Origin of the sequence: Muricoprocola aceti, assembly GCF_025567005.1 — a bacterium.
GTDB classification, from domain to species: Bacteria; Bacillota; Clostridia; order Lachnospirales; family Lachnospiraceae; genus Marvinbryantia; species Marvinbryantia aceti.
Window position 1 is genome coordinate 23202 of sequence record NZ_JAOQKE010000008.1, and the last position, 25572, is coordinate 48773.

The 25572-nt window shown below is 45.2% G+C and carries 23 protein-coding genes, 1 tRNA gene and 1 riboswitch; all 24 genes read left to right on the plus strand.

Annotated features, from left to right (window positions below):
- The 24 genes from OCV47_RS08235 (at position 1) to hpt (ending at position 25549) form a co-directional block, all read left to right on the plus strand.
- Entirely contained in the window at positions 1 to 3873 is a 3873-nt protein-coding gene (locus OCV47_RS08235) for an ATP-binding protein (RefSeq protein WP_262654656.1), read from the plus strand.
- A 183-nt stretch (positions 3874 to 4056) separates the two neighbouring features.
- A complete protein-coding gene (locus tag OCV47_RS08240; RefSeq protein ID WP_117447948.1) occupies positions 4057 to 5043 on the plus strand; it encodes a TRAP transporter substrate-binding protein in 987 nt (328 codons plus the stop codon).
- A 111-nt stretch (positions 5044 to 5154) separates the two neighbouring features.
- A complete protein-coding gene (locus OCV47_RS08245; RefSeq protein ID WP_262654657.1) occupies positions 5155 to 5667 on the plus strand; it encodes a TRAP transporter small permease in 513 nt (170 codons plus the stop codon).
- 1 nt (position 5668) lies between these two features.
- Complete coding sequence (locus tag OCV47_RS08250) at positions 5669 to 6970, plus strand: TRAP transporter large permease (RefSeq protein WP_262654658.1); 1302 nt, start codon at positions 5669 to 5671, stop codon at positions 6968 to 6970.
- 163 nt (positions 6971 to 7133) lie between these two features.
- Complete coding sequence (locus OCV47_RS08255; RefSeq protein ID WP_262654659.1) at positions 7134 to 7967, plus strand: tetratricopeptide repeat protein; 834 nt, start codon at positions 7134 to 7136, stop codon at positions 7965 to 7967.
- 12 nt (positions 7968 to 7979) lie between these two features.
- Complete coding sequence (locus tag OCV47_RS08260) at positions 7980 to 9164, plus strand: class I SAM-dependent methyltransferase (RefSeq protein ID WP_416888009.1); 1185 nt, start codon at positions 7980 to 7982, stop codon at positions 9162 to 9164.
- Positions 9145 to 11595, plus strand: a complete 2451-nt coding sequence (locus OCV47_RS08265) for a hypothetical protein (protein ID WP_262654661.1) — start codon at positions 9145 to 9147, stop codon at positions 11593 to 11595. Before OCV47_RS08260 ends, OCV47_RS08265 begins: the two co-directional genes overlap by 20 nt.
- A gap of 31 nt (positions 11596 to 11626) precedes the next feature.
- Positions 11627 to 12454 (plus strand): undecaprenyl-diphosphate phosphatase, encoded by an 828-nt coding sequence (locus OCV47_RS08270; protein WP_256297496.1) that lies wholly within the window; start codon positions 11627 to 11629, stop codon positions 12452 to 12454.
- Between the two features lie 17 nt (positions 12455 to 12471).
- The gene (locus tag OCV47_RS08275) at positions 12472 to 13803 is read left to right on the plus strand and encodes a CCA tRNA nucleotidyltransferase (protein ID WP_117447941.1); all 1332 of its coding nucleotides are present in this window, start codon (positions 12472 to 12474) and stop codon (positions 13801 to 13803) included.
- Positions 13804 to 13859: 56 nt separating this feature from the next.
- The gene (locus OCV47_RS08280; protein ID WP_262654662.1) at positions 13860 to 14843 is read left to right on the plus strand and encodes a CotS family spore coat protein; all 984 of its coding nucleotides are present in this window, start codon (positions 13860 to 13862) and stop codon (positions 14841 to 14843) included.
- A 122-nt stretch (positions 14844 to 14965) separates the two neighbouring features.
- Positions 14966 to 15238 carry an HU family DNA-binding protein gene (locus OCV47_RS08285; RefSeq protein WP_117447939.1) on the plus strand — a complete coding sequence of 91 codons (273 nt, stop codon included), beginning with the start codon at positions 14966 to 14968 and terminating at the stop codon, positions 15236 to 15238.
- 107 nt (positions 15239 to 15345) lie between these two features.
- The gene (locus tag OCV47_RS08290; RefSeq protein ID WP_117447938.1) at positions 15346 to 15585 is read left to right on the plus strand and encodes an RNA-binding S4 domain-containing protein; all 240 of its coding nucleotides are present in this window, start codon (positions 15346 to 15348) and stop codon (positions 15583 to 15585) included.
- Positions 15586 to 15714: 129 nt separating this feature from the next.
- On the plus strand, positions 15715 to 15999 hold the full coding sequence (yabP, locus tag OCV47_RS08295) for a sporulation protein YabP (RefSeq protein ID WP_256297489.1): 285 nt from the start codon (positions 15715 to 15717) through the stop codon (positions 15997 to 15999).
- 2 nt (positions 16000 to 16001) lie between these two features.
- On the plus strand, positions 16002 to 16334 hold the full coding sequence (gene yabQ, locus OCV47_RS08300) for a spore cortex biosynthesis protein YabQ (protein ID WP_117447936.1): 333 nt from the start codon (positions 16002 to 16004) through the stop codon (positions 16332 to 16334).
- A 39-nt stretch (positions 16335 to 16373) separates the two neighbouring features.
- Entirely contained in the window at positions 16374 to 16670 is a 297-nt protein-coding gene (locus tag OCV47_RS08305; RefSeq protein ID WP_117447935.1) for an FtsB family cell division protein, read from the plus strand.
- A gap of 76 nt (positions 16671 to 16746) precedes the next feature.
- Positions 16747 to 16820 (plus strand) — tRNA-Met (locus tag OCV47_RS08310).
- Positions 16821 to 16905: 85 nt separating this feature from the next.
- The gene (trpS, locus tag OCV47_RS08315) at positions 16906 to 17967 is read left to right on the plus strand and encodes a tryptophan--tRNA ligase (RefSeq protein ID WP_117447934.1); all 1062 of its coding nucleotides are present in this window, start codon (positions 16906 to 16908) and stop codon (positions 17965 to 17967) included.
- 61 nt (positions 17968 to 18028) lie between these two features.
- The gene (locus OCV47_RS08320) at positions 18029 to 18385 is read left to right on the plus strand and encodes an Hpt domain-containing protein (RefSeq protein WP_262654663.1); all 357 of its coding nucleotides are present in this window, start codon (positions 18029 to 18031) and stop codon (positions 18383 to 18385) included.
- 245 nt (positions 18386 to 18630) lie between these two features.
- Positions 18631 to 20313 carry a phospho-sugar mutase gene (locus OCV47_RS08325; RefSeq protein WP_262654664.1) on the plus strand — a complete coding sequence of 561 codons (1683 nt, stop codon included), beginning with the start codon at positions 18631 to 18633 and terminating at the stop codon, positions 20311 to 20313.
- A gap of 56 nt (positions 20314 to 20369) precedes the next feature.
- Positions 20370 to 20489, plus strand: a riboswitch (FMN riboswitch).
- Between the two features lie 164 nt (positions 20490 to 20653).
- A complete protein-coding gene (locus OCV47_RS08330; RefSeq protein ID WP_256297482.1) occupies positions 20654 to 21271 on the plus strand; it encodes an ECF transporter S component in 618 nt (205 codons plus the stop codon).
- Positions 21268 to 22062, plus strand: coding sequence for a creatininase family protein (locus tag OCV47_RS08335; RefSeq protein WP_117447932.1), 795 nt, complete (start codon positions 21268 to 21270; stop codon positions 22060 to 22062). Before OCV47_RS08330 ends, OCV47_RS08335 begins: the two co-directional genes overlap by 4 nt.
- An 89-nt stretch (positions 22063 to 22151) precedes the next feature.
- Positions 22152 to 23537, plus strand: coding sequence for a SpoIIE family protein phosphatase (locus OCV47_RS08340; RefSeq protein ID WP_117447931.1), 1386 nt, complete (start codon positions 22152 to 22154; stop codon positions 23535 to 23537).
- 108 nt (positions 23538 to 23645) lie between these two features.
- Complete coding sequence (tilS, locus tag OCV47_RS08345) at positions 23646 to 25046, plus strand: tRNA lysidine(34) synthetase TilS (RefSeq protein ID WP_256297478.1); 1401 nt, start codon at positions 23646 to 23648, stop codon at positions 25044 to 25046.
- Positions 25022 to 25549, plus strand: a complete 528-nt coding sequence (gene hpt / locus OCV47_RS08350) for a hypoxanthine phosphoribosyltransferase (protein ID WP_117447929.1) — start codon at positions 25022 to 25024, stop codon at positions 25547 to 25549. The genes tilS and hpt overlap by 25 nt, the downstream gene beginning before the upstream one ends.
- Positions 25550 to 25572: the final 23 nt, after the last annotated feature.

Genomic DNA, 25572 nt, shown 5'->3' on the forward strand with positions numbered 1-25572 from the left:
TTGAAACAGAAAATATCGATTATTTCTCTTTTTATGATACCGATAGTTGTTGTTATGATTGCACAGGGAGCCGTATCCATTGGAACGATGAAGATCAATGGAGCTGACCGGATGCTGGAAAACAATGCTGTAGATATGATGGGACAGACAGTAGAAAACCGAAAAGTAATTCTGGAAAATAAAATGCTGGAGCAGTGGAGCTTTATTGGAAGTGAAAAAGGCACGCTGTCCCAGAGCCTGAAAAGCACCATGCAGTCGGAACAGGCGGATATGGGAGAATTTCTTCAAAGTGATGAGATGCAGAAGGACTACCTGGATGTGGTTTTTCCAGAATGTGTGGATGTACTGCAGAAAAATAATGTGACAGGATTGTTTCTGGTGCTGGCCAATGGACAGGATACGAATCAGGCGGCGCAGTATCAGGGCTTTTTTGTAAGAGATTCGGATCCGGAACATCAGTCAGCAACCAATACGGATCTGTTGATGGAAAGAGGAAGTAAGAATCTGGCCAGAACAGAAGGAATCTCACTGGATTCTGCCTGGGCTACCAGGTTTTCTCTCGCCGGAAATGGCGTACGTGCAGCAGATGATTTTTTTTATCAGCCATATATGGCAGCACAGGAGAACGGGGAAAGTGCTTATAAATATCTGGGTTACTGGGCAGAACCATTTGTCCTGGAAGATGATTATATGGACAGCCATAAGATCATTACATATTCGATTCCACTTTCCTGTGATGGCCAGCTGTTCGGAATTCTTGGGATAGAGATCGGTTTAAGTGAACTGGAAGAGGAATTTCAGGTACAGGAGCTGGATGCAAATCAGAATGCGGGATATATGCTTGCGGTAAGGCAGGAAGATGGCAGCTACCGTTCGATCAGCGGTAGGGGAAACCTCTATGAGCTGACAGCAGGCTCTGGTGACACATTTGAACTGCTTCCACAGAAACAGGAAAATTTTTATCAGGTAAGGGGAGTACAGATTGGAAAGCAAAATGTCTACGCAACCGTGCACGGGCTGAAACTTTATGGGAATCATGTGCCATATCAGAATACAGAGTGGACATTGATTGGATTTGAAACAGAAAATGCCATATTCGGGGTTGGCAGAAAGATTTTCACCAGTATGCTGATTTCCGTTGCTTTTGGTGTGCTGTTTGGAGTATTGATGGTCAGTGTTCTGGTAGGCAGTGTGACCAGGCCGATTGCTCGGCTGGTAAACAGCGTGCGCAGTGGAGTGGAAGGCATCCATGGCTTTCATAAATCTGGAATCAGGGAAATCGACGAGATCCATGAAGTGGTAGAGACGTTGACAGATGAACAGCAGCAGGCAGAAGAGCGTATCCAGGAAGAATCGGAAAAATACAAAATGGCAGTGGAAAATTCCACAGATATTTTTTTCACCCTCGATTACTGCAACATGACCCTGGAGATTGTAAACAGCAAAACGATGAATGGTATCTGGGACTGCAGGACGCATCCGGAATATCTGGATGGATACCTGGTACATCCGGATGATAAAGCGCGGCTGAAGGAACTGAGAGAAAGTGACAGAACAGAGTTTCAGATAGAATTTCGCCTGAAGATGCCAGAGATGCAGGACTATACCTGGGTGCAGTTAAACGGAAAAGAAGTGGTGGACAGCCGGCAGGTTCGTACCAAACTGGTGGGAAATATCCGCAATATTCATGAACGTAAAATCCGGGAGCTTGCGTATCAGAAAAAGGAGCAGATAGACCCGGTAACCTGGTATTATCGCCTCCAGCTGGGACTGAAAAAACTGGCAAACAGAAGAAAGTATGTGCCACAGGGGCATATGATTCTTCTGGATGTGGATCATTTTACAAGAATGAATGAGCGATTTGGACTGATTTTTGGAGACATTCTCATGGAGTATCTGGCACAGCTTCTGAAGGATGAAGTTGTGGTAAAGGGAAATGTCCGGATTCGTTCCGGGGCAGATGAACTGTTGGTCTGGACAGAAGAAACCGATGGAAAAAAAGTTCGTGAGATGCTGGCAAGAGTCAGCAAACAGTTTGCAGAACTGATTCACCGGGATACTCTGGAGCTGGCTTTCTGCTGTGGTGTGGTCCAGGGAAGAAACCAGTCTGATCGAGAATTGCTGGATCAGGCAGCGGCAGCGTTGTATCGAGCGAAGAATATGGATGCAGAAGCTGTGGTATATCAAAGCGGCTGGAATCAGCCTCCGGTTCGTTTCCGTCCGGGGAATGTTGTGTCCATGGCATGGCTCAGTCAGATGAATATGGTTTCTCTTGCTTTGAATCTTTTTGATAAAGAGGGAGATCTGTCAGTTTTGTTGGATGTTCTTGCTTATCGTATGCTGGATACCTATCATCAGGAAGGCATTCTGATTACAGTATTGGATTCAGATTACAAGGCAAATATTCTGGAGTATCAGTGGCACAGGGATCCGAAGGCAGAAAAGCTGTCTGAGATTGCCAGGTACGAGCAGGAGGATTATCTCTCTTTCTATAAACATTGCGATCCGGACAGACTGCAGAGCATCGGAGATGTCTGTCGCAACAGTCCGCTGTTTGCACCATTTATCAGGCAGCAGGACGGTACAGTACTTCATATGACAGACGGTGGAAAGTACATGGGAAGCATTCTGATCTTTGGGCTGAAGGCTCAGGAAGAGCTGAATGAGGAAGAACAGAATGAACTGCAGGAGGTCGTTATGCTGATTCAGAATCGTCTGAACCAGCAGAGACATGATTCTTCCGGTAATGCCAAGGCAGAATTCCTTGCCAGAATGTCTCATGAGATACGTACACCGATGAACGGTATTATGGGAATGACTGATATTGCTCTTCATGAGGGACAATCACAGGAGAAGATTCTGGACTGTCTGAAGAAGATCCGCAATTCTTCCAACTACCTTCTGGGTCTGATCAATGATATTCTGGATATGTCCAAGATCGAAAGCGGAAGAATGCAGCTGATACTGGCTGATTTTGATCTGAGAGAGATGGTAGACAATATTAACGAACTGTTTGCGTCCAGGCTGGAGGAGAAACATCTGATTTACAGGAAGATTGTAGACCTGAAGCATACCAGATATTACGGAGATGAACTTCGCATCAATCAGGTACTGATTAATCTGATTGGAAATGCAGTGAAGTTTACAGAAGAAAATGGGATGATCTGTCTGACCGTCCGGGAAATCAGCAGCAGTCAGACCGGGGCAAAACTGTTCTTTTCTGTACGGGATAACGGAATTGGTATCAGCAAAGAAGATCAGAAGAAGGTTTTCCAGAGCTTTGAACAGGCAGATACCAGAGAAATCAGCCGAAGACAGGGAAATGGTCTTGGACTGGCTATCAGCAGTCGGCTGGTACAGCTGATGGGAAGTGATATCGTGCTGGAGAGTGAGCCAGGAGAGGGAAGTGAATTCAGCTTTACCATGCAAATGGAATTTGCCAGAGAAAAAAAAGAAGAACAGGAAAAGGTTTCTGAGAACTGTACCTTTGAGGGCTGCAAAGTGTTGGTGGCTGAGGACAATGAACTGAATCTGGAAATTATTCAGACAATTTTGGAAGAATATCAGATTCAGGTGGACAGTGTCGAAAACGGACGTCTGGCGGTAAAACGGATGATGGAAGTGCCGGAAGATACCTATGATCTGATACTGATGGACATCATGATGCCGGAAATGAACGGCCTGGAGGCTGCGGAAGCCATTCGGAAGCTGAACAGGAAAGATTGTCGGGAGATGCCGATTATAGCCATGAGTGCCAATGCATTTGAGGAAGATGTGAAGAAGTCCATGGCCAGTGGAATGAACGAACATTTGTCCAAACCGCTGAATATTGGAAAACTTCAGAAGGTATTAATAAAATATCTGAAAATATGATGCAAAAAGACAAAAAGGACAGACATACAGAATGATGAAAAATACTTGCTTTTTATAGAGTATAATGATAGAATTATTTCAGCGGTATACCGGTTGCAGGAAAAAAAAGACAGATTACCCGGGTACCAGCCAATGTCTTTTGGCAGATGGCACAAAATTTTTAAAAAATAAGGAGAGAAAGAAATGAAGAAAAAATTAGTTGCAGCAATCATGTTAGGTCTTATTGCAGTATCCGCTGGCGCATCTGTATCCGCAGCAGATGTAACACTCGTTCTGGCTGAAGAGAACGCAGAAGATTCCCTTTCCGGAAAAGTAGCTAACTATTTCAAAGAACAGGTTAACGAACTGACAGATGGTGCAGTTGATATCGATATCCAGTGTTCTAAGGTACTTGGAAGCGAAACAGAAATCCTGGATGGTATGCTGGCACAGGCAGGTACTGTAGATATCGAGCGTATCACAACATCCCGTCTGACAAACTACAGCTGTCCAAAGACTGCATCTCTCGGTCTTCCATATTTATTCGAGAGTCGTGATCATTTTTGGGCAGTAGCAGAGTCAGAACTGAAAGATGAAATCTTCGATGAGATCTCTACTCTTGGTGTAACAGGACTGAGCTTCTACGAAGAAGGATTCAGAAGCTTCTTCTTCAAAGATGCTGTTACAGACGTAGCTGATATCGCCGGCAAGAAGATCCGTGTAGCAGATGACCCAATCATGCGTGGTATCGTAGAAGGACTTGGCGGATCACCGACAGTTATCTCCTCTGGTGAGCTTTATACTTCTCTTCAGTCTGGTGTAGTAGATGGTGCTGAACAGCCACTTTCCCCATACGAACTGAATGCATTCTACGAAGTAGCTCCTAACGTAATCCTTGATGAACATACACTGGGTAACGCAGTATATATCATCTCTGACCTTGCAAAATCCAAACTGACAGACGAACAGTTCGCAGCAGTTCAGGAAGCAGCTCAGAAAGCTCAGGAATTCAACAAAGAACAGTCTGCACAGACAGATGAAGACTGCATGAAGAGTCTGGCAGATAAGGGCGCTGTATTTACAGAAGTAGAAGACAAGACTCCTTACAAAGAAGCAGTTGCTGATGTTATCACAGAAAATACAAAGGGTATCGAAGACTTCTATCAGGCAGTTGTAGATCTTGCAAAATAAGGTTTAAGTCGTTGATGACAGCATAAGAAGTCGTGTTCCCACCTGTGTCTGCACAGGTGGGAATGACTTTGACGTGATGTTCTGAGTTTTAAAAGAAAGAGGTTTTCGAAAATGAAAGCAATTGAACGTGTATTAGATAAGCTTTATGCACTGGTTATGTTTATCTGTAAGATTGCTCTGATCGCAGATATTCTGATCACTTCTTACGCAGTAGCAGGTCGTTATGTTGGAAAGTATATTCCACTGTTCAAGGATCCGGCCTGGAGTGAAGAAGTGGTTCTTACCCTTATGACTTATATGGCATTCCTTGCAGCAGCACTTGCTGTAAGAAAGGGAACACATATCCGAATGACATCCCTGGATGAATTCCTGCCAAAGAAGCTCTGTCAGGTACTGGATATCTTCGCAGATGTTCTGATTCTGGCATTCTCTATCATTATGATTTATGAAGGCTTTAATACAGCAACGACTGTAGGAAGCCGTGTAAAATACGCTACACTTCCTGCACTGTCCAAATTCTGGATGTATGCAGGTGTACCGATTGCAGGTATTGTAATCTGCATCTTTATTCTTGAGGCATTAGCAAAAGACGTGAAAAAACTGTCAGCAAAGGAGGAAAAATAATATGAGTTCAAACGGAATCGCAATTTTAATTCTGATTGTGGGCTTCTTACTGCTGGTTGCTCTGCGTGTGCAGATCGCATTTGCAGTAGCCATTGCCTCCTGTCTCTGCCTGACATATTTAAAGCTTCCGTATACAACCGTTGTTACACAGATGGTCAAAGGGGTTTACTCCTTCTCACTGATGGCGGTACCATTCTTCATCACCATGGGTAGTATCATGGGTGCCGGCGGTATTTCCAATAAGCTGGTTGCTTTGGCTGAGTCACTGGTTGGATGGATGCATGGCGGACTGGCCATGGTTAACATCGTAACATCCTACTTCTTTGGAGGTATTTCAGGATCTGCAGCAGCAGATACCGCATCTGTTGGTAAGCTGATGATCCCTATGATGGTAGAAGCCGGTTACGACGCTGATTTCTCTACAGCAGTTACCATTACCTCTTCTGTAGAAGGTCTTCTGGTTCCTCCATCTCACAACATGGTTATTTACTGTACAGCAGCCGGTGGAGTTTCTGTTGGTGCGCTGTTCATGGCCGGATACCTTCCAGGAGCACTCCTGGCTGTTTCTCTGATGATCTTCTCTTACATCATTTCCATGAAGAGAAATTATCCAAAGGGAAAAGCATTCTCTATTAAGAACTTCTTTAAACAGTTAAAGATTTCTATATGGGCTCTGCTGGCGATCCTGATCGTAGTAGTTGGCGTAGTATGTGGTGTATTCACAGCTACTGAATCTGCTGCTATCGCAGTACTTTACAGCTTACTGGTAAGTATGGCTGTTTACAGAGAACTGAACTGGAAGAGCCTGTGGGCAGTATTTGGTGAATGTATCGATACACTGGCTATGGTACTGATCCTTTGCGGTACCTCCAGTATCTTCGGTTACTGCCTGACTTATCTGCATGTGCCAGATCTTGCGGCAAGTGCCATTACTTCTGTCACAACCAACAAGATCCTGCTGACACTGCTGATCAACCTGATCCTTCTGGTTCTGGGATGCATCATGGATATGGCTCCAATCGTCCTGATTGCAACACCTATCCTTCTGCCACTGGCAACATCCATCGGCATCAGCCCAATCCAGTTCGGTATCATGATGATCCTGAACTGTGGTATCGGTCTGCTGACACCTCCGGTAGGTACCGTATTGTTCATCGGTTCTGCTGTATCTGGTGTTAAGATCGAAAAGATCGTAAAGGCAACCCTGCCATTCTATCTTGCTATGATTATTACATTGCTGTTACTCAGCTTTGTTCCGGCTGTATCACTGTTTCTCCCACGTCTGGTTGGATATGCAGTTTAAGAGTACAGTGTAACGACTACATACAATATAGGATATTTTTCAGACACGGACTTTTTTATTGAAGTCCGTGTCTTTTTATTATAGAATAAAGAATACTGGGAGAGTAGCGCATAGCGTGTGAGGATCATGAAGTGAGCGTACACCAGAGAGGAGACATAGTCATATGGATGATAAATTAAGAACTAAGCTGGAAAGGCTGAAGGAGAAGAAAGGCTCGGAACGAGAAGCCGGGCTGTTGGCTCTTGCAGAGGAAAGTCAGGCTCCGCAGGTTTATAATGAACTGGGGATTTATTATAAAAACGATGCAAATGATAATGAGAAAGCAGTGGAGATGTTTGAGAAGGCTCTTGCCATCACGGAAGATGCCAGCGTTTATACCAATCTTGCATCTGCGTATTTCAATCTGGCACAGAAGGATTCACCGGAAAGAAAAGCGTATATGAAAAAGACAACAGATGCTTTCCAGGCAGCAGCCAGACTGAACAGTGCATCCTATTATTTCCTTGGCAATCTGTATATGCCAAAGATCAATGCTCCATTTCCGGATGACCAGGAAAAGGCAGTTTCCTGCTTTATGAAGATCGAGAAGAACAAAGGCGCGATCTGGGCACAGGCTATGAAGAATGTAGGCTTGTATTACTATCATAATAAGAAAGATTATATTCGGGCATCCGCTTACTTTTATCTGGTAAAAACGGCAGATCCTAAGGACAAGAAGACAGCTAATTACTATGAATATGCATTTGGAAAGGTAAATAAACGAAAGTTCTGGGCAGAGCAGTTTAAAAAGATGAATGACCAGAACGATGTGGACCGGCGCATTGATGCAGGAAAAAAGAAGCTGGAGGTACGATGCCCGAGATGCGGAAGCAGCAAGGTATCGCATATCTCAGTATGGACCAATATGAAAAAGACATTGTCGTCTTCTTTCGGGCTGCGCAGATTTGAACGTTACGCTGTCACATGGCACTGTGACAGTTGTGGAAAAGAATGGTGATATAGAACAGATATGGAACAATTAATGAATTTACTGAGACAGACCATGAATGAGAATATGCTGCGCATGACCATCAGTGGAAAGCGTCATGGAGAACTGGCGGATAAAGTAAAGATACGGCCGGTGAAGCTGAAAGAGCAGCTGTATTTTCAGACCAGTGTCTCAGATGGGAAAAAAGAATTTCACAAAAACTATGAGAAGGCAGAGCTGCTGGAACAGTTGGATCATTGGCTTCGAAAAGATTACAGACAACTTCAGATGGATACTACCACCCAGTCTATACAGGCACTGGTAAGTAAAAAAGGAAAAGCCACAGTGAAGCAGAAAATAGCCAGAGATATGCGTAGTGCAAGAGTTCTGGATCATAATCGCAAGAAGAGATATCTCCTGGAAGAAGGAACTCCGATCCCGTTTCTGGTGGATCTTGGGGTTATGACAGCGGAAGGAGCTATTGTGCGGTCAAGATATGATAAATTCCGCCAGATCAACCGATATCTGGAGTTTGTGGAAGATATTTTACCGGAGTTGGATAAAGACAGGGAACTGACATTGATTGATTTTGGATGTGGGAAGTCTTATCTCACCTTTGCCCTGTATTATTATCTGACCGTAAAGAAGCAGTACCGGATACGGATGATCGGTCTGGATCTGAAGAAAGATGTGATGGAACACTGTCAGGAACTGGCAGAGAAGTACGGTTATGACCGCCTGACCTTCCTGACCGGGGATATTGCGGATTACGATGGCGTGGATCAGGTAGACATGGTGGTATCCCTTCACGCCTGTGATACGGCAACAGACTATGCACTGGAAAAGGCACTTCAATGGAATGCAAAGGTGATCTTTGCGGTGCCTTGCTGCCATCATGAGTTAAACCGTCAGATGCACAGTACGGAGATGAATCCGGTCTTAAAATATGGGCTGATTCAGGAACGTATGGCGGCTTTGATGACCGATGCTTTTCGGGCGGATGTGCTGGAGCTGGAAGGATATCAGGTGCAGGTGCTGGAGTTTATTGATATGGAACATACACCGAAGAATATTCTGATCCGTGCAGTGAAGCAGAATACGCCACTGCCTTTCGAAAAGAAGGAAAAACTTCTGGACTCTCTTCAGACCTGTATGGGAATCTGGAATGTGAATCCACTATTTTACAGATTACGGTTAGGAGGAGAAGATGAAAAAGATACTGATTAGAATTGTGGTGCTTTTTCTGATCTTCATCGGTTCGGTGGCAGGATTTGCCTATATTATGGATGATGAAACCACCATTCAGACAGAGGATATGAAAAAGGCAACCTTACCGCTTGTTTATATGCGGTATCAGGATACAGATATGAATCCGCTGCATGGGTATGTGGAGCCGATGGAAGCGTTGACTATCCGGGATACATTGACCCCGATTTCTACTGATCGTGATGTATCACTTCATATCCAGACCTTTGGCGCAAATGTCCAGGATATTTATTTTGAAGTACTGACCATAGATGGCTCAAAATCCCTGGAAAATACGAAAGTGACAGACATCCAGAACGATGGTGAATATATTACGGCGAATTTTACTCTGGCAAGCAAGATTCGTATGAATCAGGAATATGCATTGCAGATACAATTGAAGTCTGATGGAAAGGATGTATATTATTACACCAGACTGGTACAGCAGGACAGCCTGCATACAAAGGAATATCTGGATTTTGTAAATATGTTCTCAGATAACTGTCTGAATAAGAATGCAGATTCACTGGCTGTTTATCTGGAACCGGAATACGATGTGGAACAGACCAATCTTTCCTATATGGATATTCATACTACACCGGAACAGTTGGAATGGGGGAATCTGAATCCGCAGATTTATTACAAATCCATTCCTGCCATAAAAGAACTGAATGAGACGACAGCAACCATTACCCAGCAATACCTGATCAGTGCGGCAGATGAGGAAGGAAATGTGGAACTGTATACAGTAAATGAATACTTCCGCCTGCGTTATGCTGATGAAGTGGTCATGCTGCTGGACTTTGAACGAACTACAGATGAAGTCTTTGATCCAGATAACGGCGTGATTACGGACAGTGGCATTGATCTTGGTATCACGCAGAATGATATTTCTTTTGCCAGTGACTCCAGCCATAACTATTTTGCGTTTGAACAGAGCGGTGAACTCTGGAGTTACGATGTGCAGAGCGGCAAGATGGCGCAGATCTTTACCTTCCGTCAGAAGGGAGACAGTGATTATCGGGATATTTATGGAGAACATGATATTAGAGTTCTGAATGTCAGCCCAGGTGGTAATGTGTACTTCATTGTAGCCGGTTATATGAACCGGGGACGTCATGAAGGTGAATCAGGTGTGGGGCTGTATCATTATGATGCATCTTCTGGTACTGTGGAGGAAAAGCTGTTTGTGGATACCAACCGGTCCTATGATCTTCTTCGCAGGGATGTGGAAGAACTGGCCTATATTACAGAGGATCAGAGCAGCTTCTATATGCTTCTGGATGGGAACATTTATCAGATCAATCTGGCAACTATGGAGATGACAACATTGATGGAAGGACTGAAGCTGGGCTGTGTGGAAGGTTCTGGTACCGGTAAGCATTTTGCATATCTGAAAGAAAATGAACCATATAATTCCAGTACGATTTCTATGATAAATCTGGATACCGGAGAGGTAAAAGAGATCACTTGCGCAGGCAGTGAACGAATCCGGATGCTGGGCTATCTGGGCGAGTCGCTGGTGTATGGTGTGGCAGATGAGGCGGATATTGACAGCAGCGAGGAGGGAACTGAGCTCTTTCCAATGAAACAGGTCAATATTGTGGATGAGAATGGAGAACCACAAAAGGAGTATGCGCAGACAGGATATTATGTCACAGGAGGAGAGATCTCAGATCGACTTCTGACCATGACAAGAGTACAGAAGTCCGGAAATGACTGGGTAGAGGCGGCGGAAGATCATATTATTGATAATGTGGCAGAAGATACCGGCATTGGACTGACTACGCAGGTGACAGACCGGAAAAAGACAGAGGTGGTACTTCTGATTGGCGCCGGCATCATTTCCCAGACACCGAAGGTGATACGCAGCAGCATGATGGTGGAAAATGGAAACAAGACTGTAACGATTCCGTATCAGGAAGACACGCAGGAAATCTACTATGTGTATGCCAAAGGTCAGCTGGCCGGAATGTATGAGCATGCGAATACTGCAATTGTGAAGGCAGACGAACTGTTTGGCGTAGTGGTCAACCAGAGCCATCAGTATATCTGGGAAAGAGGAAATAAGGCAACAGAGAGTACCATACCGTTGTCTTCCATCGATCCCTGTATTTTAAATGGTACAATGGATGAGGCGGCGCTGGCACAGCAGCTTCCAGATAAGATGGTACTGAATCTGGCCGGATGCAATATGGATGAGATCCTTTATTTCATCAGTGAAGGTAATCCGGTGCTGGCAGATACGACAGAAGGCATCCGGATTCTGAACGGGTATGACCAGTGGGGAAATATCAGTTTTTATGAACCTGGCGCGGATGATACGTATCTGCTCAGTGATGAGGATTCCCTGGCACTGTTTGAGAAATCAGGCAATCAGTTTATTGGTTTCCTGGATAAGTATCAGGAATAATAATGGAAACCATAGATAGAAAGGAAAGAAAATGGAAATAATTGAAATTTTAAAAGCAATTTTATTCGGAATTGTAGAAGGAATCACAGAATGGCTTCCGGTCAGCAGTACCGGTCATATGATTTTGCTGGATGAACTGGTGAAGCTGGATGTAACTGATGAATTCATGTCTATGTTCCTGGTGGTCATTCAGCTGGGCGCCATACTGGCTGTTGTAGTCTTGTATTTTCCACAGCTGTGGCCGTTTTCTACAAAAGAAAGGTTTTTCATCAAAAAAGATACCTTTTCTATGTGGTTTAAGATTCTGGTAGCCTGCGTACCGGCTGCCGTAGTAGGAATTTTATTTGAAGATGAACTGGACCGCCTGTTTTATAATTACTGGACGGTAGCATTTGCACTGATTGTATTTGGTGTGCTGTTTATTATTATAGAACACCAGAATAAAGATGTGGTACCGAAGGTAAACAGCATTGCACAGATCACTTATCCGATGGCATTCTGCATTGGGGCATTCCAGCTGATCGCAGCGGTATTCCCTGGAACGTCCAGATCCGGAGCGACCATTCTGGGAGCCATTATGATCGGTATTTCCAGAACTGTGGCAGCAGAGTTTACCTTTTTCCTGGCAGTGCCGGTTATGCTGGGGGCCAGTCTGCTGAAGATTCTGAAGTTTGGTCTGGTATTTTCTGCCAGTGAAGTGGTATTACTCCTGGTAGGCATGGTGGTGGCGTTTGTGGTATCTATTGTGGTGATCAAATTGCTGCTTGGTTATATTCGCAGGCATAGCTTTACCGTGTTTGGATGGTATCGTATTATCCTTGGTATTGTAGTGCTGGCATTCTTCCTGGCACAGGGATAACAGAAAAAGGAGAGCATATGAAGATACAGTTACCAGAAAAGGTAAAAGTGATTATTCAGACTCTGGAGGCAGCCGGCTACGAAGCATATGCAGTAGGCGGCTGCGTTCGCGACAGCGTGCTGGGAAGAATCCCGGCTGACTGGGATATCACCACGTCGGCGCTGCCGGAGCAGGTCAAGGAACTGTTTCACCGTACGATTGATACCGGTATTGAACATGGAACTGTGACAGTGATGATGGACAAAGAGGGATTCGAGGTCACCACCTACCGGATTGATGGGGAATACCGGGATCATCGACATCCGGAGCAGGTGAATTTTACCGGAGAATTAAAAGAAGATCTGCGAAGAAGAGATTTTACGATCAATGCCATGGCTTATAATGATCGTTGCGGAATGGTAGATGCATTTGGTGGGATAGAAGATCTGAAACATGGTGTGATTCGCTGCGTAGGTGTGGCCGGAGAACGGTTCGAAGAAGATGCCCTGCGCATTCTGCGGGCGGTACGGTTTGCGGCTCAGCTTGGGTTTGAGATCGAAAAGGAGACGGCAGATGCTGCAAGAGCACTGGCTGGGAATCTGAAGGATATCAGCGCAGAGCGAATTCAGACAGAGCTGGTGAAGCTGCTGGTGTCTCCACATCCGGAGATGCTGCGAACTGCTTATGAGCTGGGCATTACCCGGGTGGTACTGCCGGAATTTGATGTTATGATGGAGACTCCGCAGCATCATCCCCATCATATGTATTCTGTAGGGGAGCATACGTTAAAAGCTCTGGAATTCACAGATCCGGAAAAAGTTCTCCGTCTGTCTGTGTTGTTCCATGACTTTGGAAAACCACAGACCAGGACAACAGTAGACGGGGTGGATCATTTTCACGGACATGCTAACGTAAGTGCACAGGAAACTGTCCGGATTATGCGGAGATTAAAGTTTGATAATGCGACGATGGATCAGGTGAAACGTATTGTCCTGTATCACGATGCCAGACCGCAGCCAGATGAACGGCAGATTCGGCGTCTCTTGCACCGGGCCGGAGAAGACATCTTTCCGGGACTGTTTCAGGTAATGGGGGCAGACATACTGGCACAGAGCGAATATCGCAAAATAGAAAAGCTGGTCAATCTGGAGCGTGTGCATCAGGTGTACGATGAAATCCTGAAACGGAAGGACTGCATATCACTGAAGAACCTTCAGGTAACTGGGAAAGACCTGATTGCAGCAGGAATGGAGCCGGGAAAGAAAATCGGGGAAATCCTGAACCAGATGCTGGAAGATGTTCTTGAAACACCGGAACATAATGAACGGGAATATCTGTTGAAAACCTATGGGAACAGTGCAGAAAACTGACACATAAACCATCTCTCTCCTGCATAGGATAGAAGGAGCAGGGGGGAGGGGTATGAGTGAACGAAAAAAGCCTGAAATTATTAGAGCAGTATGACCTGGAGCTGATCAGTGCAACACGTGGAAGAGGCTCTTATATTTGTGAGACCTCTCTGGGGAAAAAGCTGCTGACGGATTATACCGGAAGTGAAAAAAAGATCGTGTTTACCAATCAGTTGCTGGAACGTATGGAACAGAAGGGATTGCATTATACAGACAAAGTTATGGCCAGCAGGGAAGGAGCCTATCTGTGCCGGGACTGGGATGACAATACCTGTGTGCTGAAAGACTGGCAGGAAGGAAGAGAATGTGATACATCCAGCGCTTTTGATGTGGAAGCTGCGACTGCGAATTTGGCTCATCTTCATACAATGATGGTCTGGCCACAGGCAGAGGGAGAGAGACTGTATGCAGGAGAATGCCTGACAGAGGTCTGGAAACGGCACAACCAGGAACTGAAAAAAGTGAATGAGTTCGTGCGGAAACGGAAACAAAAGACGGAATTTGAAAGTATGTTTCTGAAGCAGTATCCGGAATATGCCAGACAGGCCAGAGAAGCGCTGGAAATGCTGGAGAATTCCGGGTATGAGACGTTGTACAGGGCGAGCGTGGAAGCCGGAGAAATGTGCCATGGCAACTATAATCAGCATAACATTTATTTCCTTGGAAAAAAGCAGATTTTTACGTCTAATTTTGAAAAATGTGGGTATGATATTCCTGTCAGCGATCTGTACCAGTTTGTACGGAAAATCATGGAAAAGCAGGAGTGGTCTCTGAAAATGGGAAAGCGTATGATAGAAGCATATGAACGTATCAGGCCTCTTTCAGAAGGAGAACGAAAGTATCTTTTCATACGGCTCTGCTATCCGGAAAAGTTCTGGAAACTGGCCAATCAGTATTATAATTGCAGGAAAGCCTGCCTGTCTGGAAAGAATGGAGAAAAACTGAAAAAACTGGCTGTACAGGAGGAAAAAAGAGGCGTATTTCTGCGACAAATGCTCTAAATGCTTGACAAAACGGGGCACTCGGTATATAAATATAACAGGCATTTGAAAAGGGAAAATTTCAGTGCATAGACTTTCCTGTTTAAGGGAAGGGTGAAGAGATAAGAGGAGGAATCATTTTCATGAACAAAACAGAATTAATTGCAGCAATTGCTGAAAAGACAGAATTATCCAGAAAAGATGCAGAGAAGGCATTAAAGGCTTTCACAGAAGTTGTTGAAGAAGAATTAAAAAAAGGTGAAAAGATCCAGTTAGTAGGATTTGGAACATTTGAAGTATCTGAAAGAGCTGCAAGAGAAGGAAGAAATCCTCAGACAGGTGAGACCATGCAGATCGCAGCATCCAAGTCTCCAAAGTTCAAAGCAGGAAAAGCATTAAAGGATGCTATCAACTAATTAAGAGATGTGAAACTGGGAGCTGGATAGGCTCCCTTTTTCGTATCTGTTCAGTACCTTCACAGTGGGGTCTGAACAGTTCCCCCTTTTCTAAGATAGGAGAAAATATGAGACTTGATAAATTTTTGAAAGTATCCAGACTGATTAAGCGGCGTACTGTGGCCAACGAAGCCTGTGATGCAGGAAGAGTGCTGGTGAATGATAAGGTGGCAAAAGCATCTGTGAATGTGAAAGCTGGAGATATCATTGAGATTCAGTTCGGAACCAGAAGTGTAAAAGCAGAAGTGCTGAATGTACAGGAGACTGTGAAAAAAGACGAAGCACAGGAGTTATACAGGTACATCTGACAGGAAAGAAAAAAAGAACTCGCATCTGATCGACAATCGGCATCATTTGCGAGATTTTTCTGTTCTGAGATCCGACGGCGGACATAATATAAATCAAGACCATAACAGTCCGGCGAAGAGGGTGAATGGATGGAGGAAAAGCAGATTACCGGAGGACATAAGATCTGGATATCTGGGAGAAAAAGCGGAACAGTCACCGGGATCAGTGATGTGCTTTCTTTTGATGAAACAGAGATCCTGATGGATACAGAAATGGGAATGCTGAGTATCAAAGGAAAAGGACTGCATATCAGCAAATTGAATCTGGAAAAGGGAGAGGCAGATCTGGAAGGCCAGGTAGACAGTCTGACTTATTCCGCCAGCGGGCATAAAAAGAAAAAAGAGGGCAGTCTGCTGCAGCGGCTGATGAGCTGAGGATGAGTGAGGGGATCAGACAGGAGGCAGCTTTTTTTGCAGTCAGTTTGACAGTCGGAATGTTGCTGGTTGTGGAATATCTGCTGCTTGCCGGTGTGCGAAGGCTGATTCGGCACAGTGACCTGGCAGTGAATCTGGAAGATTTTTTCTACTGGTGTAATGCAGCACTGGTGATTTTTATTGCAGTATTTCGGGCAAATGACGGAGCGATACGGCTGTATTCAGCGGCAGCAGTGATTCTGGGCGCCTGGTGCCAGTGGGGAGTGGCGTCATTTTTACGAAGGATTTGTATAAAGCTGTTGAAAAAGTTCAGAAATAGAGGTAAAATGACTTAGAGTCGCAGAGTGAACAGCAACGTTTTTTGGGAGCATAGAATGGCAAGAAAGAAATATAAAGGCAGTAACCGCAGGGAGATTATCTGTATTTCAGCGGTTGTATTCATTTTGCTGTGTGTGATGCTAGTACAGAGCAGCCAGCTGAAGGATAAGAATGCCGGATATGTGCAGCAGATCGAAAAGCTGAATTCTCAGCTGGAAGATGAGAGTGAACGTACGGAAGAGATTGCTCAGCTGCAGGAAAAGGTTAAGACAGAAGAATACGCAGGAGAGATTGCAAAAGAGAAGCTCGGAATGGTGGGAGAGGATGAGATCCTGTTTCGTGCGCAGAATTAACGGGGCAGATTTTTGAAAAATCATACAAAAAACAGTTGACAACATTCATATCATCCATTATAATATTGATTGTTGTGGCGGAATAGCTCAGTTGGCTAGAGCACACGGTTCATACCCGTGGTGTCGAGAGTTCAAATCTCCCTTCCGCTATGTGAATAGCCTCGATAGACTTGATATTACTGGTTTATCGGGGTATTTTTTTTCATACTGATAAGAGAGAAAGTGGGGGCAACTTGTGAAAAAGATTATTTTAACAGGTGACCGTCCAACTGGACGGCTTCATGTAGGACATTACGTAGGATCCTTGAAGGAGAGGGTCAGACTGCAGAACAGCGGAGAATATGATGAGATTTATATTATGATCGCAGATGCACAGGCTCTGACAGACAATGCAGAGCATCCGGAGAAGGTGCGGCAGAATATTATGCAGGTGGCACTGGATTATCTGGCCTGTGGACTGGATCCTGAAAAGTCCACGATATTTATTCAGTCTATGGTACCGCAGCTGACAGAGCTGACCTTTTATTATATGAATCTGGTTACGGTATCCAGATTACAGAGAAATCCGACTGTTAAGGCAGAGATCAAGATGCGTGATTTTGAAGCCAGCATTCCGACCGGATTCTTCTGTTATCCGATCAGTCAGGCAGCAGATATCACAGCTTTCCATGCAACAACCGTTCCGGTAGGTGAAGATCAGATGCCGATGTTGGAACAGTGCAAGGAGATTGTGCACAAGTTCAACAGTGTATATGGTGAGACATTGACGGATCCGAGTATTATGCTTCCTCAGAATCAGGCTTGTCTGCGTCTGCCAGGTATTGATGGTAAGGCCAAGATGAGCAAGTCTCTGGGTAACTGTATTTATCTTTCGGAAGAACCGGAAGACATTAAGAAAAAGGTTATGTCCATGTTTACCGATCCGAATCACTTAAGAGTACAGGATCCGGGTAAGGTAGAAGGCAATCCGGTATTTATTTATCTGGATGCATTTTGCAGGGATGAATATTTCCAGGAGTTCCTACCGGATTATCAGAACCTCCAGGAATTAAAGGATCATTATCAGAGAGGCGGTCTGGGAGATGTGAAGGTGAAGAAGTTCCTGAATGCAGTTCTTCAAGCAGAGTTAGAACCGATTCGTGAGAGACGTAAAATGTGGGAACAGAAGCTTCCGGAAGTCTATGAGATTTTACGGGAAGGCAGTAAAAAGGCAGAGGCTACAGCAGCTGCTACACTTCAGGAAGTTCGTCATGCAATGAAGATTGACTATTTTGAAAATGATAATCTGCTAAAATAGGACGCTGATACAGCAGAGTTGTACTACTCAGTAGAGAAGGCAGAAAGCGAGGAACAATACGATGACACTGCAGGAATGTTATGGAAAATTACATGGGAACTATGAGGATGCCAAGTCCAGACTGGCTATGGACAGACTGATTGAGAAGTTTATGTTGAAGTTCCTGGATGATACATCCATGGATTTGTTGAAGACTTCTGTAGCAGAGGAAAATATTCAGGAATCTTTCCGCGCAGCCCATACACTGAAGGGTGTGGCAGCGAATCTGGCTTTTACAGAACTGATGGAGCGTGTGTCTGAGCTGACAGAACAGCTTCGCCCATGTACTGAGCCGGCAGATGAAGTACTTTATCAGAAAGTAGTGGAGTCTTATGATCTTACGATTCAGGCGATTGAAGCATACAAGGCTGAGATGTAAGATAAGTTGTCTAAGGGCGGTATTTACCGGGTAAAAGGCCTTTTCGGAGAATAAGAGTTTTGTGGCAGTGATTTCATGTAAGAGTGGAATTGCTGCCCTTTTTTGTCAGACTGATTTCAGCTAAAACTGTTGAGGGCCAATAGTTGGAACTAATTGACAGAAAGCGGGAAAAGGGGTATAGTTAATTTGGAGATTTGTCATATTGAACAAATTTTGTAGAAAAAACAAAGGTAGGAGTGGTAAAAATGTATCGAAATGAATACGAGCGTTGGCTTGCTGCGGACCTGGAAGATGCTGACTTAAAGCCGGAACTTACAAAAATCAAAGATAATGAGAATGAGATCAAAGAACGGTTTGCCGTTGCCTTAAAGTTTGGCACAGCAGGACTGCGTGGTGTACTTGGCGCAGGAACGAACCGAATGAATATTTATGTAGTACGTCAGGCCACACAGGGGCTGGCTAACTGGGTAAAGACACAGGGCGGTAATCAGACAGTAGCGATCAGCTATGACAGCCGTCTGAAGAGCGATGTATTTGCCAAGACAGCAGCAGGTGTATTGGCTGCTAATGGTATTAAGGTAAGAATCTATGATGCACTGATGCCGGTACCGGCACTGTCCTTTGCGACACGTTACTATCAGTGTAATGCAGGTATTATGGTGACGGCATCCCATAATCCGGCACAGTATAATGGTTATAAGGCTTATGGCCCGGATGGATGCCAGATGACCGATGATGCAGCTGCCATCGTATATAACGAGATTCAGAAGACAGATGTACTGAATGGTGCAAAATACATATCCTTTGCAGAAGGGGTAGAACAGGGACTGATCCGTTTTGTAGGGGATGACTGCAAGAAGGCACTTTATGAAGCTATCGAATCCCGTCAGGTTCGTCCGGGACTGTGCAAGACTGCAGGACTGAAGCTGGTATACAGCCCGCTGAATGGATCTGGTCTGGTACCAGTGACACAGGTATTGAAGGATATCGGTATCACAGATATCACTATTGTACCGGAACAGGAATATCCGAACGGATACTTTACCACTTGCAGCTACCCTAATCCAGAGATCTTCGCAGCACTGGAAAAAGGTCTGGAACTGGCAAAGGAGACCGGTGCTGACCTGATGCTGGCTACTGACCCGGATGCAGACCGTGTGGGTATTGCCATGAAGTGCCCGGATGGTTCTTACGAACTGGTAAGCGGTAATGAAGTGGGTGTTCTTCTGCTCGATTACATCTGTGCAGGAAGAATCGAAAAAGGAACATTACCAGAAAAAGCAGTAGCAGTAAAATCTATCGTATCCACACCACTGGCAGATGCTGTGGCAGCTCATTACGGTGTAGAGATGAGAAATGTGCTGACTGGATTCAAGTGGATCGGTGATCAGATTGCACAGCTGGAGGCAGCAGGCGAAGTAGACCGATTTATCTTTGGATTTGAAGAGAGCTACGGATATCTGGCCGGCTCATATGTACGTGATAAAGATGCAGTCATCGGTTCCATGCTGATCTGTGAGATGGCAGCATACTACCGCAGTATTGGAAGCTCCCTGAAGCAGCGCCTGGAAGAGATTTATGCGCAGTATGGCCGTTACCTGAATAAGGTAGACAGCTATGAATTCCAGGGACTTACCGGAATGGACAAGATGGCTGGTATCATGCAGCAGCTTCGTGACAACCCACCAACAGAATTCGCAGGCTATGCAGTAACGAAGGTAACAGATTACAAGAAGCCGGATGAGACCGGACTTCCTGCAGCCAATGTACTGATCTATGCACTGGAAGGTGGAGCTACCGTAGTGGTTCGTCCATCCGGAACAGAACCAAAGATCAAGACCTACTTCACCACTCTGGGTAAGGATCTGGCAGAGGCACAGGCACAGAAGGACAAGCTGGCAGAGGCATTGAAGCCATTGTTTGCATAAAAGTCAGTTGACAGATCTACTTCCTTGTGCTATCTTAGATGCAGAACAGAATAGAATAAATTCTTCGGGGCAGGGTGTAATTCCCTACCGGCGGTATAGTCCGCGAACTGCGATGAGGCAGCTGAACTGGTGAGATTCCGGTACCGACAGTATAGTCTGGATGAGAGAAGATGATTCAAACATGGAGGCATGGCCAAGGGTCATGTGATGTCAGGATTGAAAAGTAAGATCTCAGGTTCCGAGGAACCTGAGATTTTTTTTGTGACAGAACCTGATACTTCCACACATCTTTCCGGGATTTAGGATATCTGCTCAAACTATGATTCTGGAGGAAAAAGAAATGGAAAAGAAAAAATGGAGCACACAGAAGATGATTTACACAGCGATGCTGGCTGCACTGGCGGGAGCCCTGATGTCCCTTGAGATATCGGTACCGATGATGCCGCCGTTCTACAAGCTGGATTTCAGTGATATTCCATCTATTATTGCACTGTTTCTTATGGGACCGGCTTCAGCTGCTGCAGTGGAAGTGATCAAGATCCTGATTAAGCTGGTGACGGTAGGCACTAATACGATGTATGTAGGTGAATTTGCCAATCTGATCGGTATTGCCCTGTTTGTAATTCCGATGTGGCTGGTTTATAAGAAAATGGGAAAGAACAGAAAAGCTGCAATTGTGTCTATGGTATCCAGTGTAGCGATTCGTACTGCATTTGCCTGCTTCTGTAATGCATGTATTACTTTACCGTTGTATGCAAAAGCAATGGAATTACCATTGGATCAGGTTATTCAGATGGTAGCATCTGTAAATCCATCCATCACGAACCTGACATCCTTTATTATTCTGGCCACCATTCCATTCAATGTGATCAAGATCGGACTGAACTGTATCGCCGGTTATTTGCTGTATGAGAGAATTCATAAAGTGAGCTTTGTAAAACGGGCGGTAGAAGCATGATTCGCAATTACAGAGACCTGACTCGTCTGGAGATGGAGCAGGTAGATAAAAAAGAGACGATTATATTGATTCCCCTTGGAGCACTGGAGCAGCATGGCAATCAGGCTCCGCTGGGGACTGATGATATCATCGCAGAAGCGATGGTGAAGTATCTTGGAGAAGAACTGGAAGCTGTGGGAGAAAAAGATTTCCCGATTCTTGCATTTCCGGTTATTCCGGTGGGATTAAGCACAGAGCATAAGAACTTCTGTGGTTCGATCACTTTTAAACCGGATACGTATTATCATATGCTCTATGATATCTGTGTCAGTCTGGCACATCACGGATTCCAGAAGATTGCTTTTCTGGTATGCCATGGCGGAAATGCACCGGTGGTGCAGATCCTGAGCCGTGAACTGCGCAGTGAACTGGGAATTTCCCCATTCATCTTATCTTCAGGGGCATTTAGTCATCCAGATGTAAAGGCAACTATTTCGGAGGGCAATATCTGGGACTTTCATGGTGGAGAGATGGAGACTTCTATGGTGATGGCAGTGGATGAAAGCCTGGTGAAGTTGGAGACTTCAGAGGCCGGACGGCCGGAAGCATTTATGCAGAATAAAACATTATTGCCGTATGGTTCAGTATCTATTGGCTGGGTATCGGAGGACTGGAAAACTGAAGATGGTCGACCAATTGGTATTGGAGGAGATCCGTCAGGTGCCACCGCAGAAAAAGGTGAAATCATTCTGCGTACCAGTGCGAAGGTGCTGATACCGGGACTCTTAGAAATACGAAACTGGAAGAATTGAGATAGTTCCAATCCTCCGCAGAGTTTTGACAAATTCTGCGGAGGATTTTTTATATACTGGGATCAGAGCGTCAATGAGAGGGGATCCCTATGGATGAGTGGACAAGTTTGATCGAAAGAGACAGAATCGAGAGATACGCGGAATCCTTTCGCCAGTTAGCGGAAATATTCAGAGAAATGCCGGAGAAGAAAGAGCGGCTGAATGAAGAAGATATACAGGAAATCTTTATAACCGTTCGGGAAAAAGTGTGTGCGTCCTGTGGAAAAAAGCAAATATGCTGGCTGAGAGAGCAGGAGAAGACCTGGAAGCTGGCTTATGGGATGCTGCAGGCGATCGAAGACGGACAGGAACAGATCTCAGACAGGGAAAGAGAATTTTATCGTTTTTGCATAAAGGGAAGAAATTTTCGAGAAGAACTGGAACGGGGATTCCTGCGGGCCAGACTGAATATGCTGTGGACCAACCGGATGATGGAGAATCGTGCAGCTGTGGCAGGACAGCTTCAGCAGACCGCAGCCATTATTAAAGAAATTGCCTGTACGGCATACAGTGCGGAAGCCTTGCAGGGGAATCTGGAACAGAAGCTTAGATTGAGCCTGAGACTTCATCGAATTTCCCTGAAGGAGATCGGAATCTGGAAAAATATAACCGGACACCCGGAGATGATCCTGACACTTTCCTGCCGCAGAGGAACTGCCCCGGTCAGTGTGGTGGCAGATATTCTGACAGAAGAATATGGAAGACCCATGGTGCCAGAACGAGACAGTCGGGTCATGATCGGAAAAGACTGGTGCAGTATTCACTTTGTAGAAGAAACCAGGTATTATATGCTGACCGGATGTGCTTCGGAAAAATGCAGCGGACAGGCATCGTCTGGCGATAATTATGCCATCTTGAACAGTAATCATGGACAGGTAATTATGGCCATTTCAGATGGAATGGGAAAAGGTGTGGAGGCCAGTCAGGAGAGCCAGACGATCATAGAACTGATCGAACAGTTCCTGGAAGCTGGATTTACAGCAGAGACAGCAGTGAAGATGATCCATTCTTCCATGGTGCTTCAGCGGAGCGTGTGTCGATATTCTACGCTGGATCTGCTGGAGATCAATCTATATCAGGGGAAGAGCAGAATTATGAAGGTGGGAGCAGCTGCCACATTTATCCGAAGAGCGCATAAAGAGGTAGAGGTCATTCGATCTACCAGTCTGCCTATGGGAGTGTTTCGGGAGGCAGACGTGGAGATGGATGAAGTACGGCTGGAAAATGGGGACATGGTATTTCTGATTTCAGATGGTGTCTTAGATGCTCTGCCACCCAGGGAAGGGGAAAATCTGTTAAAATATTTTATTTCCAATCTGACCAATGACAACCCGGCACAGTCCGCACAGATCTTGCTGGATCAGGTGCTGGAATTCTGTCAGGATGGAATTCTGGATGATATGACCATTCTGTCCGGTGGATTCTGGAGAAAATAAACAGATGGTGCACAGTCATAGTTGCTTTTTGCGCATAAATTCATTATAGTGATGGAGAGATACTGCGATAGGCATCGGAGCAGACCGCAGTGAAGGAGCGGCAAGATTATGCAGAAAGCATTTCAGACAATAGAGAAATATCACATGATACAGCCAGGCGACCGGGTGCTGGCAGGCGTGTCAGGAGGGGCAGATTCGGTCTGCCTGCTGTTTACACTGCTGGAATACCGGAAAAAGGTGAGCTTTGACATAAAAGCAGTGCATGTGGAACATGGAATCCGTGGAGAAGAAAGCCGGCAGGATGCTGTGTATGTAGAAGCACTCTGTCAGAAACAAAATGTGGAATACGAGTGTGTTTCCGTGGATATTCCGGCAATGGCAGTTACAGAGAAGCTATCTACGGAAGAGGCTGGCCGACTGGCCAGATATCAGATCTTTGAGGAGATCAGTAAGAGCTGGCATGCAGATAAAATTGCAGTGGCACATAATCAGAATGATCAGGCTGAGACCATCTTGTGGAATCTTGCAAGGGGAAGTGGACTGGATGGTGCAGCAGGAATCCGGCCGGTGCGGGATCGGATTATACGACCACTGTTGGAATGCAGCCGGCCAGAGATCGAAGCTTACCTGAAGCAAAAGAGCATCACATGGAGGGAAGACCGGACAAATCAGGAACTGGATTATACCAGGAACATCATTCGCAACTGTCTGCTTCCGGAGATGGCAGAAAAGCTAAACACAGGAACCATACAACATCTGGCGCAGTTTGGAACGGAGATGCAGCAGACACGGGAGTTCCTTCAGGAGCTTGTAGAAGAAGCCTGTCAGAAGATAGCCAGGGTCCGGCCGGGGCAGGTACAGATTGACCTGCATCAGATGAAGAAGGAAAAGGAGTTTCTTCAGGAACGGATCATCCGTTTTTGTATGAAAGAGGCAGGATGTGGACTGAAGGATATTCAGCGGACGCATATACAGTCTGTCAGAGAACTGATGGAAAAGCAGTCCGGCCGGCAGATACAGCTGCCAGGAGGCTGGCTGGTCAGAAGAACATTTGATCAGCTGGTGATCGAACAGGATGCAGGGAAAAACGGAGAAATACAGCAGCAGAAGATTTTGCTGAAGATCCCGGGAGAGACACAGACGCCCTGGGGAACATTTACCACGAAGATTATTTTCAATGAAAATCAGTCAATTCCACAAAAAAAGTATACGAAATGGCTGAGTTATGATAAAATAACCACGGGTATTTGCCTTCGCACGAGACAGAGCGGAGATTTCCTTATTGTGAACCGACAGGGGGGACACAAAAAGCTAAAGTCCTATTTCACCGATGAGAAAATCCCGGCGGAAAAAAGAAACCAGATTCCGCTTCTGACGGTGGAACAGGAAGTCATCTGGATTACCGGATATCGGATCAGCGAAGGATATAAAGTAGAGAAAAATACAAAAGAAATACTGGAAATTACGTATAAGGAGGCAGTATCATGGCAGAAAATATCAGAGTCCTGATAGAAGAAGAAAAAGTAGATAAGAGAATTGAAGAACTGGGAAAGAAGATCAGTGAAGAATATGCCGGAAAGGAAGTGCATCTGATCTGTATCTTAAAGGGAAGTATTTTCTTTACCTGTGAACTGGCAAAGAGAATTACTGTTCCGGTGACCATTGACTTTATGTCCTGCAGCAGTTATGGCGCAGGCACCAGATCCAGCGGAGTAGTGAAACTGGTGAAAGACCTGGACGAACCGCTGGAAGGAAAGAATGTCATTGTAATCGAAGATATCATTGACTCTGGAAGAACGTTAAGCTATCTGCTGGAGATCTTAAGTGCAAGAAAACCGGCCAGTCTGAAGCTGTGCACTCTTCTGGATAAGCCAGACAGAAGAGTAATGCCGGTGCATGTAGATTATACCGGATTTGAGATCCCGGATGAATTTGTAGTAGGTTATGGGCTGGACTATGACCAGAGATATCGTAACCTGCCTTATATCGGCGTACTCTCATTTGCGGAGTAAGCAAGAAAGGAGAACGTATTTTT

Coding starts and splice junctions, on each gene's coding strand:
- hpt (WP_117447929.1), top strand. CDS start 25,022: ATGGCAGAAAATATCAGAGTCCTGATAGAAGAAGAAAAAGTAGATAAG.
- OCV47_RS08265 (WP_262654661.1), top strand. CDS start 9,145: ATGAAAAAGATACTGATTAGAATTGTGGTGCTTTTTCTGATCTTCATC.
- OCV47_RS08305 (WP_117447935.1), top strand. CDS start 16,374: ATGGCAAGAAAGAAATATAAAGGCAGTAACCGCAGGGAGATTATCTGT.
- OCV47_RS08255 (WP_262654659.1), top strand. CDS start 7,134: ATGGATGATAAATTAAGAACTAAGCTGGAAAGGCTGAAGGAGAAGAAA.
- OCV47_RS08250 (WP_262654658.1), top strand. CDS start 5,669: ATGAGTTCAAACGGAATCGCAATTTTAATTCTGATTGTGGGCTTCTTA.
- OCV47_RS08285 (WP_117447939.1), top strand. CDS start 14,966: ATGAACAAAACAGAATTAATTGCAGCAATTGCTGAAAAGACAGAATTA.
- OCV47_RS08335 (WP_117447932.1), top strand. CDS start 21,268: ATGATTCGCAATTACAGAGACCTGACTCGTCTGGAGATGGAGCAGGTA.
- OCV47_RS08270 (WP_256297496.1), top strand. CDS start 11,627: ATGGAAATAATTGAAATTTTAAAAGCAATTTTATTCGGAATTGTAGAA.
- OCV47_RS08290 (WP_117447938.1), top strand. CDS start 15,346: ATGAGACTTGATAAATTTTTGAAAGTATCCAGACTGATTAAGCGGCGT.
- OCV47_RS08340 (WP_117447931.1), top strand. CDS start 22,152: ATGGATGAGTGGACAAGTTTGATCGAAAGAGACAGAATCGAGAGATAC.
- OCV47_RS08260 (WP_416888009.1), top strand. CDS start 7,980: ATGGAACAATTAATGAATTTACTGAGACAGACCATGAATGAGAATATG.
- tilS (WP_256297478.1), top strand. CDS start 23,646: ATGCAGAAAGCATTTCAGACAATAGAGAAATATCACATGATACAGCCA.
- OCV47_RS08325 (WP_262654664.1), top strand. CDS start 18,631: ATGTATCGAAATGAATACGAGCGTTGGCTTGCTGCGGACCTGGAAGAT.
- yabQ (WP_117447936.1), top strand. CDS start 16,002: ATGAGTGAGGGGATCAGACAGGAGGCAGCTTTTTTTGCAGTCAGTTTG.
- OCV47_RS08240 (WP_117447948.1), top strand. CDS start 4,057: ATGAAGAAAAAATTAGTTGCAGCAATCATGTTAGGTCTTATTGCAGTA.
- OCV47_RS08275 (WP_117447941.1), top strand. CDS start 12,472: ATGAAGATACAGTTACCAGAAAAGGTAAAAGTGATTATTCAGACTCTG.
- OCV47_RS08245 (WP_262654657.1), top strand. CDS start 5,155: ATGAAAGCAATTGAACGTGTATTAGATAAGCTTTATGCACTGGTTATG.
- OCV47_RS08330 (WP_256297482.1), top strand. CDS start 20,654: ATGGAAAAGAAAAAATGGAGCACACAGAAGATGATTTACACAGCGATG.
- yabP (WP_256297489.1), top strand. CDS start 15,715: ATGGAGGAAAAGCAGATTACCGGAGGACATAAGATCTGGATATCTGGG.
- OCV47_RS08320 (WP_262654663.1), top strand. CDS start 18,029: ATGACACTGCAGGAATGTTATGGAAAATTACATGGGAACTATGAGGAT.